Genomic DNA, 15,604 nt, shown 5'->3' on the forward strand with positions numbered 1-15,604 from the left:
CCACGCTTGTTCGACTGCCGAACACCCGCGATCAACGGCCGGCGTTCAGCGCCTTGATCACCTTGTCGGTGATATCGTGCTTGGGGTTAACGTATACCGATTCCTGCAGGATCAGGTCGTATTTTTCAGATTCGGCCAGCGTTTTAACGACCTTGTTGGCACGTTCAATCACCTGCTGAAGTTCTTCATTCTTGCGGGCACTGAGATCTTCCTGAAATTCGCGACGCTTGGTCTGGAAGGTCCGATCCTGATCGACCAGTTGCCGCTGACGCACGGTCCGCTGACTTTCTGCCAGTGTAGGAGCCTCTCGCTCGAATTTGTCAGACATCGTTTTCAACTGGGCACCAAGATCGGTCAGCTCTTTTTCGCGCTTGCTGAACTCCTGCTCCAGTTTGGTCTGGGCGGCCTTGGCCGAATTAGCTTCGCGGAAAATGCGGTCCAAATTGACCACCCCCACCTTGAACTCTTGCGCACTGACGGAAAAGGCGGCCAGTGCAATAACAAGGCCCAAGGCGATTTTGTTTGAAAAGTTTTTCATTAGAAAGAGGTACCGATCTGGAATTGCAGGCGTTCGATTTTATCGCCTGCTTGTTTACGTAGAGGCACTGCATATGCAATGCGAAGCGGTCCGACGGGTGAAATCCAGCTGATGCCAAGGCCGGTAGAGGCTCTGAGGCCATCCGGACCACTCAGCTTGTAGCCATCCTTAAACACATTTCCGGCATCAACAAAACCGTATAAACGCAAGGTTCGGTCATTTCCCGCACCCGGGAACGGAGCGATGAGCTCTGCGTTGAGGGTCAGTTTTTTGGACGCGCCGACGGCCAGGTCTGAGGTGTCGCGGGGGCCCAGGGAGCCCTGCTGGAATCCGCGCACCGAGCCAAGACCACCCGAGTAATAGTTCTTGAAGAGCGGATAGGGCTGACCGTTAAGGCCCTTGCCCCAGCCCAACTCACCATTCAGGGCAACCGTGAATTGCTTGTTAATCGGTATATATTGCTGAATCTGGTAGTTGGCGCGTACAAATTTGATGTCGCCAGCAATGCCCCAGTCGCCGTAAACACGCTGATAACGCCCCGAGGTGGGCACCAGTGCGCTGTCCCGGCTGTCTCGCGACCATCCCACAGTCAGGGGAACGGAGTTGCTGGTGAAACCAAACTGTTTGGCGTAGTCCTGGTAACTGACGGGAAGGAGTGTTCCGGGCACGATCGTCAGGGATTCATAACCGGTGCCGAAATAAACCGTATCCGTTTCTGTAAAAGGAACCCCAAAACGAATGCTGGCGCCTTTGGTTCTAAGCTGGTAGTCACCGCCCTGCCCACTCAGGGGCGTAGATGTGCGGTAGTAGACATCGATGCTCCGGGAAATCCCGTCAGCGGTAAAGTAAGGATCAATGGTGCTCAAAACAAGCTGGCGATTGGACCGGCTGGTGTTAACTTCAACGCCCAGATAGTTACCCGAGCCAAACACATTTTCCTGCTTGACGCCAAACATCAGGGAAACGCTGTCAGCACTCGAATAGCCGGCGCCGAGCTGCAGATTTCCTGTTGGCTTTTCAACCACGTTCACCGTCACATCGACCTGATCGGCGGTGCCCGCCACCTCTTGGGTATCTACATTGACTTCATTGAAGAAACCCAAACGGTCCACGCGATCACGGGAAAGGCGGATTTTGTCACCGTCGTACCAGGAGGATTCAAACTGTCGGAACTCGCGGCGCACTACCTCATCGCGCGTGCGGTTGTTGCCCGCCACATTGATGCGCCGCACATAAGCCCGGCGCGAGGGTTCGGCCTGTAGCACAAAGGCCACCCGATTGTTGACGCGGTCAATCTCGGGCGTAGCTTCCACTTTTGCAAAGGCAAAGCCAAAGGTTCCGAAATAGTCAGTAAACGCCTTGGTAGTTTGAGCCACCTCATCGGCGTTGTAGGGCTCTCCGGCCTTGATCGCCACCAGCGACTTGAACTCTTCTTCCTTGCCGAGGTAGTTACCTTCAAGCTTGATGCTGGATACGACAAAACGCTCGCCTTCCGTAATATTGACCGTGACGGCAATGCTCTGTTTGTCGGGAGAAATAGCCACCTGGGTTGAATCGACCTTGAACTCAAGATAGCCCCTGGACAGATAGTAGGAGCGCAAAGTTTCGATGTCCGCATTGAGTTTGGTGCGCGAATAACGGTCCGATTTTGTGTACCAGCTCAGCCAGCCGCCAGTGTTCAGGTCAAATAACCCCAACAGCGTTGATTCACTGAACACCTTGTTGCCGGTGATGTGAATTTCCTTGATTTTTGCGACATCACCTTCAACCACGCTGAAGGTCAGGTTCACGCGATTGCGCTCAATCGGTGTCACTGTCGTGAGCACTTCAACACCGTACAGACTCTTGTTGATGTATTGCCGCTTGAGTTCCTGCTCGGCCTTGTCTGCGAGCGCCTTGTCAAACGGCTGGCCGTCAGCAACGCCTGCCTCGCGAAGCGCCTTTTTCAGCACCTCCTTGTCGAACTCTTTGGTTCCGACGAAGTCCACGTCGGCAATCGTGGGTCGCTCCTCAACAATCACCACCAGCACGTCACCGTTGACCTCCAGGCGCACGTCCTTGAACAGGCCGAGTCCGAACAGGGCCCGGATTGCTGACGAACCCTTGTCGTCGCTGTAGGTTTCACCAACGCGAAATGGCAATGACGCAAATATGGTTCCGGGCTCTACACGTTGCAAACCCTCCACACGGATGTCGCGTACCGTGAAAGGATCAACCGCCCAGGCAGAATTGGCAACCAGCAAACCGGAGGCGATGGCGCAGACGGCGCGAACTTTTAATCGAGTGAATTGCTTTTGCATGAAATGGTTGGAGTTAGCCCACAAGCCGGGTTACATCATTGAAAAGGGCAATAGACATCATGCCCAGCAGGATAACAACGCCACCGCGCTGCAACCGGTCCATCCAGACGTCAGATACGCCGCGACCGGTAACCCCTTCCCAAAGATAATACATCAGGTGCCCGCCGTCCAGAACCGGCAGCGGGAGTAAATTAAGAACCCCAAGGCTCACGCTGATGAGTGCGAGAAACACAAGGTAAGCTGACCAGCCAAGGCTTGCCGATTTGCCGGCGTAATCGGCGATCGTGAGTGGCCCGCTCAAATTTTTAAGCGAAGCTTCCCCGATCACCATTTTCCCCATCATCCGGAGCGTCAAAACAGATACTTCCCAGGTGTGCTTTGCACCCTGAACCAAACCCTCCAGAGGCCCGTAACGCACCATTACAAATTCAGGAGGCGCGCCGACAAAAGCGCCTATCCGCGGCATGAGGGTGCTGCCTTCCTGCTTGAGTTCAGGCGTGAGCTGCAGTTCCAGAGCCTGCTTGTTGCGCTGCACTTGCCAGGTTTGCGGTGCAGCCAAAGGCTTGGCGCTGCCACCCGCAGATGGCACAGAGCCACGGATGATTTCTCTAAGCTGCTGCCCGTCGACGACCGCGATGTTGCCCACACGCTGGACAACATCACCCGCCTGCAAACCGGCTTTTTGAGCAGCACTGCCCACCATCACGTCGCCTATCACGGGCTTTGTCCATGGTCCGGCAATGCCGATTTTTCGGAATAACTGCGCATCCGCTTCGGCGGCACCGAGCCGGCTGAGTTGCAACTGAACGGTTCGTGAAGCGCCCTGGGTTTCACCGCCGAGCACAAGTTGTACGTCGCGGCCATCCAGGGCGCCCTGCGTGAGCCGCCAGCGCAGGTCCTCAAACGAGCGGACGGTCTCAAGCGCATCACCTTCGAAGGCAGCCTGCAAGACGGTTTCGTGACCGCGCAGGCCCGCGCTTTCGGCCAGTGAACCAGCCACCGGACTGGCCAGGATGGCCTTGGGTTCCTGCGTGCCGCTCCAGTTGACAACAGAATACAAAAGGACCGCCAGCAACAAATTGGCTATCGGGCCGGCCGCGACCACGGCTGCGCGGGACTTCAGCGGCTGGGTGTTGAAAGCCAGATGCCGCTCGGCCGCATCCACCGGCGCTTCCCGCTCGTCGAGCATCTTGACGTAACCACCCAGCGGCAGCATGCCGATGGCAAATTCGGTCGATTTGTTCTTGAGTCGCCAGGTGTAAACGGGTTTGCCGAATCCGATGGAAAATTTCAACACCTTGATGCCGCAGGCCACCGCCACCCGGTAATGGCCATACTCGTGCACGGCGATCAGGATGCCAAGCGCTACAACAAAAGCAAGCAATGTCAGCATGTCAAAGTTCCAGATTTTTCGCGATTCGGGAGGCAACGATGCGCGCTTGGGCATCGATGGCAAGCAGACTTTCAAAGTCGTTCACTTCAGAAACAGCAACAGCGCTCAAAGTTGCATGGTTTACATGATGAATATGGTCAAACCTGATTCGCTTGTCAAGAAAAGCGGCGACGGCCACCTCGTTTGCGGCATTGAGCACCGCCGTGCTTCCGACGGGCGCATTCAGCACCTCCCAAGCGAGCGGCAAACCCGGAAACCGGAGGTCATCAGGCAGCTCGAAGGTCATGCTGGTCATGGATTTGAAGTCCAGCGCTTTGGCGCCGGAGCTGATCCGGTCCGGCCATGCCAGGCCGTAGGCAATGGGCACACGCATGTCAGGCGTCCCCAGTTGCGCCACTACCGAAGTGTCGCGGTATTGCACCATCGAGTGGATGATGCTTTGTGGGTGAATCACCACCTCGATTTGCGCTGGTGTCAAACCAAAAAGGTATTTGGCTTCAATGACTTCCAGCGCCTTGTTCATCATGGTCGCCGAATCGACCGAAATCTTGCGGCCCATCACCCAGTTCGGATGCGCGCAGGCTTCGTCCGGGGTGACCTGGCGCAGGCTACCCGGCTCGCGGGTGCGAAACGGACCGCCCGAAGCGGTCAGTATGATTTTCTCAACCCGTTGAGGCCAGGTCGCAGGGTCCTCGGGCAAGGACTGGAAAATAGCGGAATGTTCGCTGTCAATCGGCAGCAGCTGCGCACCACCGGCGCGCACAGCCTGCATGAACACATCGCCTCCCACCACTAACGCTTCCTTGTTGGCCAGCAGAAGACGTTTACCCGAGCGCGCCGCTGCCATGCACGGCCTCAAGCCGGCAGCCCCCACAATGGCGGCCATCACGGTGTCCACCAACTCGTGAGACGCTATCATTTCAAGAGCGCTCTCTGCCGATAGAACCTGGACAGGAAGGTTGTTTTCCTTTATTTTCTCAGCCAGAAGGCGGGCGTGGGGCTCGCTCACCATCACGGCATAGCGGGGTTTGAAATGCCTGCACTGGGCCAGCATCAAATCAACCTGGAGCGCGGCGCTGAGCGCAAATACCTCAAAACGCTCGGGATGGCGGGCAATGACGTCCAGCGTGCTGACCCCTACGGACCCCGTGGAACCGAGGATGGTGATGCGCTGTTTCTGGATGGTCATGAATCAAGAGTACGGGCTAAAACTTACAGGCTGACCAGCATCATGGCCAGCGGCAACGTCGGCAGCAAGGCATCAACGCGGTCCAGCACGCCACCGTGGCCTGGCAGCAATCCACTGGAGTCTTTCACGCCGGCGCTTCGTTTTACCAGCGATTCGACGAGGTCACCCACCACGCTCATGGCGGCCAGAAAAACAACGGCCAGCAACATCACGGCGAGGCTATGACGCTCAGCCAAACGGCTGTACAGCGTCTCGCTCCCCAGAAAAACCCAGGCCAGCGACAACATCACGACGCCGGCCATGCCACCCCAAACGCCCTCCCAGCTTTTGCCCGGGCTGATGGACGGCGCCAGCTTGCCCTTGCTGAAGCGGCCACCAAATGCGCGCCCGGCAAAGTAGGCAAAGATGTCGGCGACCCAGACCAGCATCAGCACAGACAGCAGGAACTCGACGCCCACGATGCGCGCCTGCGCAATGGCCAGCCAAGCCAGCCAAAGCGCTATCACGCCACCGGCCACGCGCAGGAGCTTGGGAATGCGCGGCCAGCCGACGACGCCAGAGCGCAAGAGCCAGCCACCAGCAAGCACCCAGGCCGCGCCAGCCGTTGCCCAAAAAACGGGAAGTGACATTTCCAGCAGACCGCCATACCAAGCCACCGCGCAGGCCAGGACACACAGCAGAGATAACCCGATTGAGGCCATGCGCCCCAAGGCATTGAGTCTTCCCCATTCCCAGGCACCAGCGGCAATCAGCACCAGGGCCAGCGCGGTGAAAGGCGTTGGCGTTCTGTAAAAAAGTGCCGGAAGCAAAATTGCCAGCAGGACAATGGCCGTGATGACACGCTGTTTAAGCATCAGGCAACCTTTTCCTTATGGCGATGGTTTTGACCACCAAGCTGTGCCGAAGTCTGTCCGAACCGGCGCTCACGGGCGCGGAACACGGCAATCGCCTCATCCAGCGCGGCCTCATCAAACTCGGGCCAGAGCTTGTCGGAAAAATGCAGTTCGGAATATGCCGCCTGCCACAACAAAAAATTGCTGATACGCAACTCGCCGCCGGTACGAATTAGCAAATCCGGGTCAGGCACATGAGCCAGCGCCATGGCCCGGTCCAGCGACTGCTCCGTGATGACCTCGCCCCGGCTGGCAAGTTTTTGTGCTGCCTGGGCAATATCCCAGCGACCACCGTAGTTAAAACATACATTGAAGATGAGGCGCTGGTTGTTGGAAGTGCCGAGTTCAGCCTGCGCCAGTCCATCCTGGACTTTCCCGGATAGCCGCTGGCGATCTCCCACGAAGTGGAGCTGCACACCCTGCGCGTTCAGCGTGGGCACTTCCCTGGCCAGCGCAAATACCAGCAGATCCATCAGGCCGGAGACTTCTTCAGAAGGCCGATTCCAGTTTTCAGAGGAAAAAGCAAACACCGTCAGCACTGCGATTCCGCGTTCAAGGCAAGCCTTGACGCAGCGGCTCAGCGAATCAACACCCTGCTTGTGGCCTGCGATTCGAGGCAAAAACCGTTTGGTGGCCCAACGGCCATTGCCATCCATGACGATGGCCACGTGGTGCGGAAGCTGGCTCATGGCGACGCTTAACCGAACCTTGGAGACTGCGCTGCCCACTGAATGCAGTGCCGGGCCGACCCGAGCAGCTTCAGCGTCAGATTGGCGCAGCGCAGTACAGGAAATGACCAACCTGAGACCACTGTTTCAGACCGCCATGATGTCTTGTTCCTTGCCGCTGACCAGCTTGTCAACATCGGCAATGAAACGATCGGTGAACTTCTGAATCTCGTCCTGGGAACGGCGTTCATCATCCTCAGAAGCAAGTTTGTCCTTGACCAGTTTCTTGACCCCGTCATTGGCATCTCGGCGCAGGTTGCGGATGGCAACCTTGGCATGCTCGCCTTCGGCCCGTACGACTTTGGTCAATTCCTTGCGGCGCTCCTCGGTCATCGCTGGCATGGGCACGCGAATCAGGTCACCCTGAGACGCCGGATTGAGCCCCAGATCGGAATCGCGAATGGCTTTTTCGATCTTGGCACCCATGCCTTTTTCCCATGGCGAAACGCTGATGGTGCGCGCATCGAGCAAGGCGACATTGGCGACCTGGCTGATCGGCACCATGGAGCCGTAGTAGTCCACCTGCACGGTATCGAGCAAGCCCGGGTTGGCACGCCCAGTCCGGATTTTCGTCAGGTTGTGCTGGAACGAATCCAGGGACTGCTGCATTTTCTGCGCTGCCTGCTGTTTGACCTCAACAATGCTCATGTCGAATCTCCTGATGACTATGTTGAAAAAAGTGCAATGACTGCCATCGGTGCTGTGCGGGCAAGAGCAGCGCTCATCGCCGAGTCACACGTGAACCAGGGTTCCTTCGTCCTCGCCCTGCACCACGCGCTTGAGCGCACCATGCTTGAAAATACTGAATACCTTGAGCGGCAACTTCTGGTCGCGGCACAAGGCAAACGCAGTTGCATCCATGACTTCGAGATTTTTGCCCATCGCTTCGTCAAAAGTGATGCTGGTGTAACGCGTGGCGGACGGATCTTTCTTGGGATCCGCCGTGTAGACACCGTCGACCTTGGTCGCCTTCAGAACAATTTCAGCACCGATTTCGGCGCCGCGCAGTGCTGCCGCCGTGTCGGTGGTAAAAAATGGATTTCCGGTTCCGGCAGCAAAAATAACTACCTTGCCTTCTTCAAGATATTGCAAGGCTTTGGGCCGAACATAGGGCTCCACCACGCGCTCAATCGCGATGGCCGACATGACGCGGGCAATCAGGCCCGCCTTGTCCATGGTGTCTCCCAAAGCCAGCGCGTTCATGACGGTTGCCAGCATGCCCATGTAGTCGGCCGTGGCCCTGTCCATGCCGACCGAGCCGCCGGCAACCCCGCGAAAGATATTGCCGCCGCCAATCACCACCGCCACTTCGACACCCATGCGGGTGACTTCGGCAATCTCTTCGACCATGCGCACGATAGTCGCCCGGTTGATGCCAAAGGCATCGTCCCCCATCAAGGCCTCACCTGACAGTTTTAACAAGATTCGCTTGTAGGCTGGCATGGGTTGGCTTTCGTGGTTGGGGTGATTTTGAGGTTTTTGGGACCGGCCTTCCGGCTGAACACAAAGGCTTAAGCGCCTTTGGCGGCAGCAACCTGGGCAGCGACTTCAGAAGCGAAGTCGTCTACTTTCTTTTCAATGCCTTCGCCAACCACGTAGAGCGTAAAGGACTTGACTGCTGTGCCCTTTTCCTTAAGCATCTGTTCAACCGTCTGCTTGTCGTTCTTGACGAAAGTCTGATTGTGCAGGCTGACTTCCTTCAGATACTTCTGGACGCCGCCCTCGACACGCTTGGTCACGATTTCAGCGGACTGAACCTGCTTGCCTGCCGCTTGAGCGACAGCCGCATCTTCAGCGGCCTTGGCAGCAGCCACGGAACGCTCCCTGGCGACCAGCTCGGCCGGCACATCAGCGCTGGACAGGGCCACAGGCTTCATCGCCGCAACATGCATGGCCACATCTTTGGCGGCTGCTTCGTCACCGTCAAATTCGACCACCACGCCGATACGCGTGCCGTGCAGGTAAGAAGCCACGGAACCACTCGCGAAACGTTTGAAGCGGCGAACACTCATGTTCTCGCCGATCTTGCCGATCAGGCCTTTACGCACGTCTTCCACGGTCGGCCCGAAACCGTCCATGGTGAGCGGCATGGCACCGAGAGCGGCGACATCAGCCGGATTGTTCTTGACAACACCTTCGGCGACTGCGTTGGTGAAAGCCAGAAAACTGTCGTTCTTGGTGACAAAGTCGGTCTCGCAATTGATTTCAACCAAGGCAGCCACACCGCCTTCGCTATGAAAAGCCACCACGCCTTCAGCTGTCACGCGAGAAGCGGCCTTGCCGGCTTTACTGCCAAGCTTGACGCGAAGGATTTCTTCAGCTTTTTCAAAATTGCCTTCAGCTTCCGTAAGCGCCTTTTTACACTCCATCATGGGCGCGTCGGTTTTAGCGCGCAGTTCAGCGACCATGCTTGCGGTAATTGCCATTGCCATTTTTTGATTCTCCGTTTTGTCGTGTTCACATCGGGGGCGCTACTGCACAACGCATAACGCAGACCCTTCATATCGTTGACTTGTGAAAAAGGGGCTACGCGAGCCCCTTTTTCGCGTCTGGCGCAGCGCCAAAAATCATCAGGCTGCCGCGTTTTCCACTTCTACAAATTCATCCGAACCTTCGGCTGAAACAGCCTTGACAACTTCGTTCATGGCGCTGGCACGGCCTTCTATCACTGCGTCGGCAATGCCGCGAGCATACAAAGCAACCGCCTTTGAAGAGTCATCGTTGCCAGGAATCACGTAGTCAATGCCAATCGGGGAATGGTTGGTATCAACAACGCCGATAAGCGGAATACCCAGCTTCTTGGCTTCCAAGACCGCAATTTTATGAAAACCCACGTCGATCACGAAAATCGCATCAGGCAGGGCAGTCATATCCTGAATGCCGCCGATGTCTTTTTCAAGCTTTTCGATTTCACGCTTGAAGGTAAGCTGTTCTTTTTTGCTGATCGTGTCAAGGCCGGCTTCTTGTTGAGCCTTCATCTCCTTGAGGCGCTTGATGGAAGTCTTGACGGTCTTGAAATTGGTCAGCATGCCCCCCAGCCAGCGCTGGTCGACATAAGGAATACCGGCACGCTGGGCTTCAGCGGCGACAGTTTCGCGCGCCGTGCGCTTGGTGCCGACCATCAGGATGGTGCCGCGATTGGCCGTCAGCTGTTTGGCGAACTTCATCGCATCCTGGTACATCGGCAGCGATTTTTCCAGGTTGATGATGTGAATACGGTTGCGGTGACCAAAAATGAACGGGGCCATCTTGGGATTCCAGAAACGGGTCTGGTGACCGAAGTGGACGCCGGCGTCCAGCATTTCACGCATGTTTGTCGACATAAATAACTCCAAAGGTTGTGTCTAAAATCAGCGCTTATCACCCGGAACGATTTCCGGACAACACCTTGAGTGGCTGACTTGCGATTTACCCTGCCAACAACGGAAATCGTCGTTCACAAAGCCCGCAGAGTATAACACCCCCCATTTCATGAGCCAGCCAAGCCCCCTGCCCTCCTTTAGCACTATCGACGCCACCCGCCAGGCCATTCGGAGCGGTCAGGTCCGGCCTAAGGAAATTCTTGAACGCGCCGCCGCCGTCGCCCGGAGCGACGCCTGCCGTCACGTCTTCATGCCAGCCGTGAGTCTGGAACCGTTATCAGCGAGGCCGAAAGAGGCCTTCAACCAAACGTCCCAGTCACTGGCCGGGATTCCCGTCTCGGTCAAGGACCTTTTTGACGTCGCTGATCAGATAACCACAGCCGGTTCGACCGTATTGGCGGGCGCGGACCCGGCGCGGGCCGACTGCCCGGCCGTGGCGAGACTGCGAGCAGCAGGCGCCGTAGTGACCGGACGCACCAACATGGTCGAGTTCGCTTTTTCGGGTGTGGGCATCAACCCGCATTACGGCACACCGGTCAATCCGGCCGACACCCTGATTGAGCGCATTCCCGGCGGCTCCTCATCGGGAGCTGCCGTTTCGGTTGCCACGGGCGCCGTTTTAGCGGCATTGGGGTCTGACACAGGCGGCTCCATCCGCATTCCGGCGGCGCTGTGCGGCATCGTCGGTTTCAAAAGCACGGCGCGTTTGGTGCCGACAACCGGCGCGGTGCCGCTGTCAACCAGCTTGGACACGGTCTGCGCGCTGACACGGTCGGTCCGAGACGCCATTACCGTGCACGAGGTTCTGGCGGCGCGCGGCGTGCAACTCGCGGGCAAGCCGCTGTCGTCCTGCAGGCTGGCGCTGGCACGCACGCAGATGCAGGATGACCTGGATGACACAGTGGGCCAGGCCTTCGAGCACAGCGTGCAGGTATTACGCCGGGCGGGCGCCCAGATCGAAGAAATTCCCCTTCATGAAATAGGCGAACTGGCCGGCATCAATGCGACTGGCGGCCTGTCGGCGGCCGAGAGTTTTGCCTGGCACCGGATGCTGATTGCCCAACACCAGGCAGAGTACGATCCGCGCGTGGCAATGCGCATCCTGCGGGGCGCCGACATGAGTGCCGCCGACTACATTGACTTGTTGGCCGCGCGCAGGGACTGGATTGCCCGCATGGAGACGCGCCTGCATGGTTTTGACGCGGTGCTGTCGCCGACTGTGCCTCTTGTGGCGCCGGCGATTGCCCGCGTGTTGACCGACGATATCGAATTTTTCCGCATCAACGGACTTTTGCTGCGAAATACCTCGGTGGTTAACATGCTGGATGGCTGTGCAATTTCGCTGCCCTGTCATGCGCCAGGCCAGCTTCCAGTCGGCCTGATGCTCTGGCATTCTGCCCTTCAGGACGACGCCGTACTTGACCTGGCGCTCCAGGTTGAGACCGCACTTGCCCGGTCACTACAAAAATGATAGCAATCAATGTCCGTCAAATATTGACTGGCAGCGTGTTTTACACATAAATAATGAATTACATGATTTTTCACTTTGCGTTGATGGTCCCCCTGCCCGGCAGTAAACCATGAGGGTCGCAGTGATCGGAGCAGGCATCATCGGCATCACCACCGCTTATGAGCTGGCGATGGATGGCCACGAAGTCACCGTGATTGAGCGAAGGGGCGCTGCAGCGGAGGAAACCAGCTTTGCCAACGCCGGTATCGTTGCACCTGGCTACATCGCCCCCTGGGCCGCGCCCGGCATGCCTGGCAAGGTTCTTGGCTACCTTTTCAGGCGTCATGCGCCGGTCAAGCTGAGCCTGCCGCTGTCGCGCCAGCATCTGGCCTGGATGTGGCAATGGCTACGCGCCTGCGAACTCGAAACCTACCTGGCCAATCGTTCGCGCCTGCAGCGGCTGGCTTTTTACAGCCGTCAAAGGCTGCATCTGCTGACGGCCGAGCGGGAGCTGGAATACGAACGCAGTCAGGGATACATGGTGCTGCTGCGCTCTGAAAAAGATATCAAGCTGATGCAGCCTGGCCTGCAGGCGCTGCGGGAAGCGGGGGTTGCGTTCAGTCAGGTAGATGCCGATGAGACCCACAAGATCGAGCCCGCGCTCAACCCTGACACCCCGTTGCTGGGTGCGGTGTATTTACCCGATGATGAAGCGGCCAACTGCCGCCAGTTTGCGCTGCTGCTAAAGAACGAAGCCCAGGGCATGGGCGTTAATTTTGAGTTCAATACGACTGTAGTCCAGTTAGATCGGGCACAACCAGCTACTCTCTTCATAGCGGGCAGCGAACTGCCATTTGCCTTTGACCGTGTTGTGATGTGCGCCGGACTGGCATCTGCCGAACTCCTCAAGCCGCTGGGCCTGAAAATCCCCATGATCGCGGTTCATGGCTATTCCATCACCGCGCCGATTCGTGAGCCGCTGAATGCACCGCGCGGCGCGCTGATGGACGAGCGTTACAAAGTGGCTATTTCCAGGCTCGGCAACCGCATTCGCGTGGACGGGAGCGCAGAAATCGGCGGCTCGCTGGAACACAGGCGGGAATCCTCCATCAGCACGCTGTACAAAGTTTTGCAGGACTGGTTTCCAGGCGCAGCACAGCTTTCAAGCGCCAGCGGCAGTGTGCAGATATGGAAAGGCGCGCGACCCATGTTGCCGGACGGCCCCCCGATTATCGGCAACAGCGGCCTGCCAGGTCTCTGGCTCAATCTGGGCCATGGTTCCAGTGGCTGGGCGCTGAGTTGTGGCAGCGCGCGCGCGCTGGCAGACCTGATGGCCGGAAAGCCACCCGAAATCGACATGGAAGGATTCGATATGGGTCGTTTAAGGTGAGTGCGTTGCGGGCCGTGTCAGACGTCCTTGTCCTACATTGTTTGTTGCCGGCGCCCGTGTCAATAGTCAACGCACAACGCTAAGGTACGGTCAACCCGGCGTTTTGCACCGGACAATTCATTTTTTGACTGGAAAACCGATGGGAATGCTTAGTTTTATCAAGGAAGCAGGTGAAAAACTGTTCGGGCGAGGCGATGCCAAAACAGCCCAGGAAGCGGTTGAGGCCAGCCCCACCCCTGAGAACGTGGCAGCGTTGAGCAAAGTGGCCGGCAATGCCATAGAAACCTACATCAAGAGCATGAACCTGAAAGTCGAATCGCTGGCGATCAGCTTCGACGCACCCACCGCAACGGTCACCGTTGCGGGCATTGCGCCAGACCAGGCCACCCGGGAAAAAGTGCTGTTGTGCTGCGGCAATGTGGCCAATGTTGCCGCGGTCAACGACATGATGACGGTGGCTGACAGCGCGCCAGAATCGCAGTGGTACACCGTGGCAAGCGGCGACAACCTGTCAAAGATCAGCAAACAGTTCTACGGCACGCCAAACAAGTATCCGCAGATTTTTGAGGCCAACCAGCCCATGCTGACGCATCCGGACAAGATTTATCCAGGCCAGCTGTTGCGGATCCCGGCTGACATCTGACGGGTGGCACCTGCCCACACGGCATCATTGATAAAACCCGGTTCGCCGGGTTTTTGCGTTCTATTCTGGATGACTGCTTTCCGTTGCGGGGAATTCTAAAAGTCATCCCTTAAATAGGCTGACAGCGCCGCTAACGCTGACAATCATCCAATGCAAAAAATCTCCAGCGATTTCAGCCAGCCGCTTTACAGGGTGGCCACGACGCGCCAGATAGAGCGGCGGGCTGCGGCAGTCCTGCCGCCACACACGCTGATGCAGCGCGCCGGGCTGGCAGTAGCCCGGCTGGCGCTGGCGCTGGTGCCCAACGCCGGGCGCATCTGGATTGCCTGCGGACCGGGCAACAATGGCGGCGACGGATTTGAGGCAGCGCTGCATCTGCATCAGTGGGGCAAGGAAGTCGTCGTGACCTGGACTGGCCTCGCCGCAGGGAAGGACCAGTTGCCGCCTGATGCCCACGCCGCGCGGCAGCGCGCCCTGACGGCGGGCGTGCCAATGGCGGCCGAGCCGCCAGAGTCGTTTGACTTATGCATCGATGCCCTGCTGGGCATGGGTGCCACGCTGGATCCGGCACGGCCGAACACGGCGCAGATGCAGCGCTGGCTGGACCTGATGCAGGCCAGCGACGCGCCACTGCTCTCCGTTGATGTGCCAAGCGGACTGGACGCCGACAGCGGGTTCACAAGACGGAAATTTGCTATTAAATCAATAGCTTCTTATGCCGATAAAACGTGGATCAGGCCCACTTTTACCTTAAGTTTGCTGACATTGAAAGCCGGTCTGTTCACCGCCAGCGGAAAAGACTTCGCCGGTGAAGTGTGGTTTGACCAGCTCGGCGTCGAGTTCCCGGCCAGCGTGCCCGACGCCTGGCTACTGGGCTCTGATCGCGCCGGCCAGCCAGCTAAAATGCAGGCTGCGCAAGCCAGTCACAAGGGCAGCTTTGGTGATGTTGCCGTGATTGGCGGCCAGTCCACTGCCACTTCCGCCACGCACATGACTGGCGCAGCCCTGCTGGCTGCCCGCGCTGCGCTGCATGCCGGGGCAGGCCGGGTTTTCGTGGCCTTGCTGGGCACCGATGGCCCCCGCGTGGACGCCCAGCAGCCGGAACTCATGTTCCGCGCGCCGGAAGCGCTGGATTTGAAAAAACAGGTCGTCGTGTGCGGCTGCGGAGGCGGGGAAGCGGTAAAAGCCGTCATCGCCAGGGTGCTTTCCTCGGCCACGCGGGCCGTCCTGGATGCGGATGCGCTCAATGCCATTGCGACGGACCCGCAACTGCAAACCCAGCTGAAAGCCCGCCATGGACGCGGATACAGCACCGTGCTGACCCCCCATCCGCTGGAAGCCGCGCGCCTGGGAGGAATGACGGCCGCAGCCGTGCAAGCCGACCGGCTCGCCACAGCCGAGCAACTCGCCCAGCGCTTTCAATGTGTGGTGGTGCTAAAGGGTTCAGGAACTGTCATCGCCGGCCCGGGGCAGACCAGCATGATCAACTCAAGCGGCAATGCCTTGCTGGCAACTGCAGGCACGGGCGATGTGCTGACAGGCATGATAGCGGCCTGCCTGGCGCGTGGAATGAATGATTTTGAGGCGGCGTGCTGTGCAGTATTCACCCATGGCCACCGGGCCGAGATTTGGGCAATCGATTGCCCCGGGCAGACCCTGACGGCATCAGCATTGGCCACCTGCGAGACCTGCTAGACCAGTACCATCATTCCGCTTTG

Annotated in this window: 14 protein-coding genes; 4 read left to right on the plus strand and 10 right to left on the minus strand. The window is 58.1% G+C overall.

Annotation, left to right across the window (positions count from 1 at the left end; all coding sequences use genetic code 11):
* Positions 1-31: 31 nt before the first annotated feature.
* The 10 genes from HHJ19_RS01805 to rpsB all read right to left on the minus strand — a co-directional run bounded on the left by HHJ19_RS01805 (position 32) and on the right by rpsB (position 10,364).
* On the minus strand, positions 32-538 hold the full coding sequence (locus tag HHJ19_RS01805) for an OmpH family outer membrane protein (protein ID WP_296903567.1): 507 nt from the start codon (positions 536-538) through the stop codon (positions 32-34).
* Complete coding sequence (gene bamA, locus HHJ19_RS01810; protein ID WP_296903568.1) at positions 538-2,838, minus strand: outer membrane protein assembly factor BamA; 2,301 nt, start codon at positions 2,836-2,838, stop codon at positions 538-540. Before bamA ends, HHJ19_RS01805 begins: the two co-directional genes overlap by 1 nt.
* A 13-nt stretch (positions 2,839-2,851) precedes the next feature.
* Complete coding sequence (gene rseP, locus HHJ19_RS01815; RefSeq protein ID WP_296903570.1) at positions 2,852-4,231, minus strand: RIP metalloprotease RseP; 1,380 nt, start codon at positions 4,229-4,231, stop codon at positions 2,852-2,854.
* 1 nt (position 4,232) lies between these two features.
* Positions 4,233-5,420 (minus strand): 1-deoxy-D-xylulose-5-phosphate reductoisomerase, encoded by a 1,188-nt coding sequence (ispC, locus tag HHJ19_RS01820; protein ID WP_296903572.1) that lies wholly within the window; start codon positions 5,418-5,420, stop codon positions 4,233-4,235.
* A gap of 23 nt (positions 5,421-5,443) precedes the next feature.
* Positions 5,444-6,274, minus strand: coding sequence for a phosphatidate cytidylyltransferase (locus HHJ19_RS01825; protein ID WP_296903573.1), 831 nt, complete (start codon positions 6,272-6,274; stop codon positions 5,444-5,446).
* Positions 6,274-7,002, minus strand: coding sequence for a polyprenyl diphosphate synthase (gene uppS, locus HHJ19_RS01830; protein WP_296903575.1), 729 nt, complete (start codon positions 7,000-7,002; stop codon positions 6,274-6,276). Before uppS ends, HHJ19_RS01825 begins: the two co-directional genes overlap by 1 nt.
* A gap of 126 nt (positions 7,003-7,128) precedes the next feature.
* Positions 7,129-7,689 carry a ribosome recycling factor gene (frr, locus tag HHJ19_RS01835; RefSeq protein ID WP_296903576.1) on the minus strand — a complete coding sequence of 187 codons (561 nt, stop codon included), beginning with the start codon at positions 7,687-7,689 and terminating at the stop codon, positions 7,129-7,131.
* An 84-nt stretch (positions 7,690-7,773) separates the two neighbouring features.
* Positions 7,774-8,484, minus strand: coding sequence for a UMP kinase (pyrH, locus tag HHJ19_RS01840; protein ID WP_296903578.1), 711 nt, complete (start codon positions 8,482-8,484; stop codon positions 7,774-7,776).
* Positions 8,485-8,552: 68 nt separating this feature from the next.
* On the minus strand, positions 8,553-9,467 hold the full coding sequence (tsf, locus tag HHJ19_RS01845; protein WP_296903589.1) for a translation elongation factor Ts: 915 nt from the start codon (positions 9,465-9,467) through the stop codon (positions 8,553-8,555).
* Positions 9,468-9,611: 144 nt separating this feature from the next.
* Complete coding sequence (rpsB, locus tag HHJ19_RS01850) at positions 9,612-10,364, minus strand: 30S ribosomal protein S2 (protein ID WP_296903580.1); 753 nt, start codon at positions 10,362-10,364, stop codon at positions 9,612-9,614.
* Between the two features lie 148 nt (positions 10,365-10,512).
* Between rpsB and HHJ19_RS01855 the strand changes: the two genes are divergently transcribed.
* From HHJ19_RS01855 to HHJ19_RS01870, 4 genes are all read left to right on the plus strand, one after another.
* A complete protein-coding gene (locus HHJ19_RS01855) occupies positions 10,513-11,874 on the plus strand; it encodes an amidase (RefSeq protein ID WP_296903582.1) in 1,362 nt (453 codons plus the stop codon).
* A 109-nt stretch (positions 11,875-11,983) separates the two neighbouring features.
* Positions 11,984-13,243, plus strand: a complete 1,260-nt coding sequence (locus HHJ19_RS01860; protein WP_296903584.1) for a D-amino acid dehydrogenase — start codon at positions 11,984-11,986, stop codon at positions 13,241-13,243.
* A 139-nt stretch (positions 13,244-13,382) separates the two neighbouring features.
* Positions 13,383-13,886 (plus strand): peptidoglycan-binding protein LysM, encoded by a 504-nt coding sequence (gene lysM, locus HHJ19_RS01865; protein ID WP_296903585.1) that lies wholly within the window; start codon positions 13,383-13,385, stop codon positions 13,884-13,886.
* Positions 13,887-14,036: 150 nt separating this feature from the next.
* Entirely contained in the window at positions 14,037-15,581 is a 1,545-nt protein-coding gene (locus HHJ19_RS01870) for an NAD(P)H-hydrate dehydratase (RefSeq protein ID WP_296903587.1), read from the plus strand.
* Positions 15,582-15,604: the final 23 nt, after the last annotated feature.

The sequence above is a fragment of the Polaromonas sp. genome (assembly GCF_012927415.1).
Lineage (GTDB): Bacteria > Pseudomonadota > Gammaproteobacteria > Burkholderiales > Burkholderiaceae_C > Polaromonas.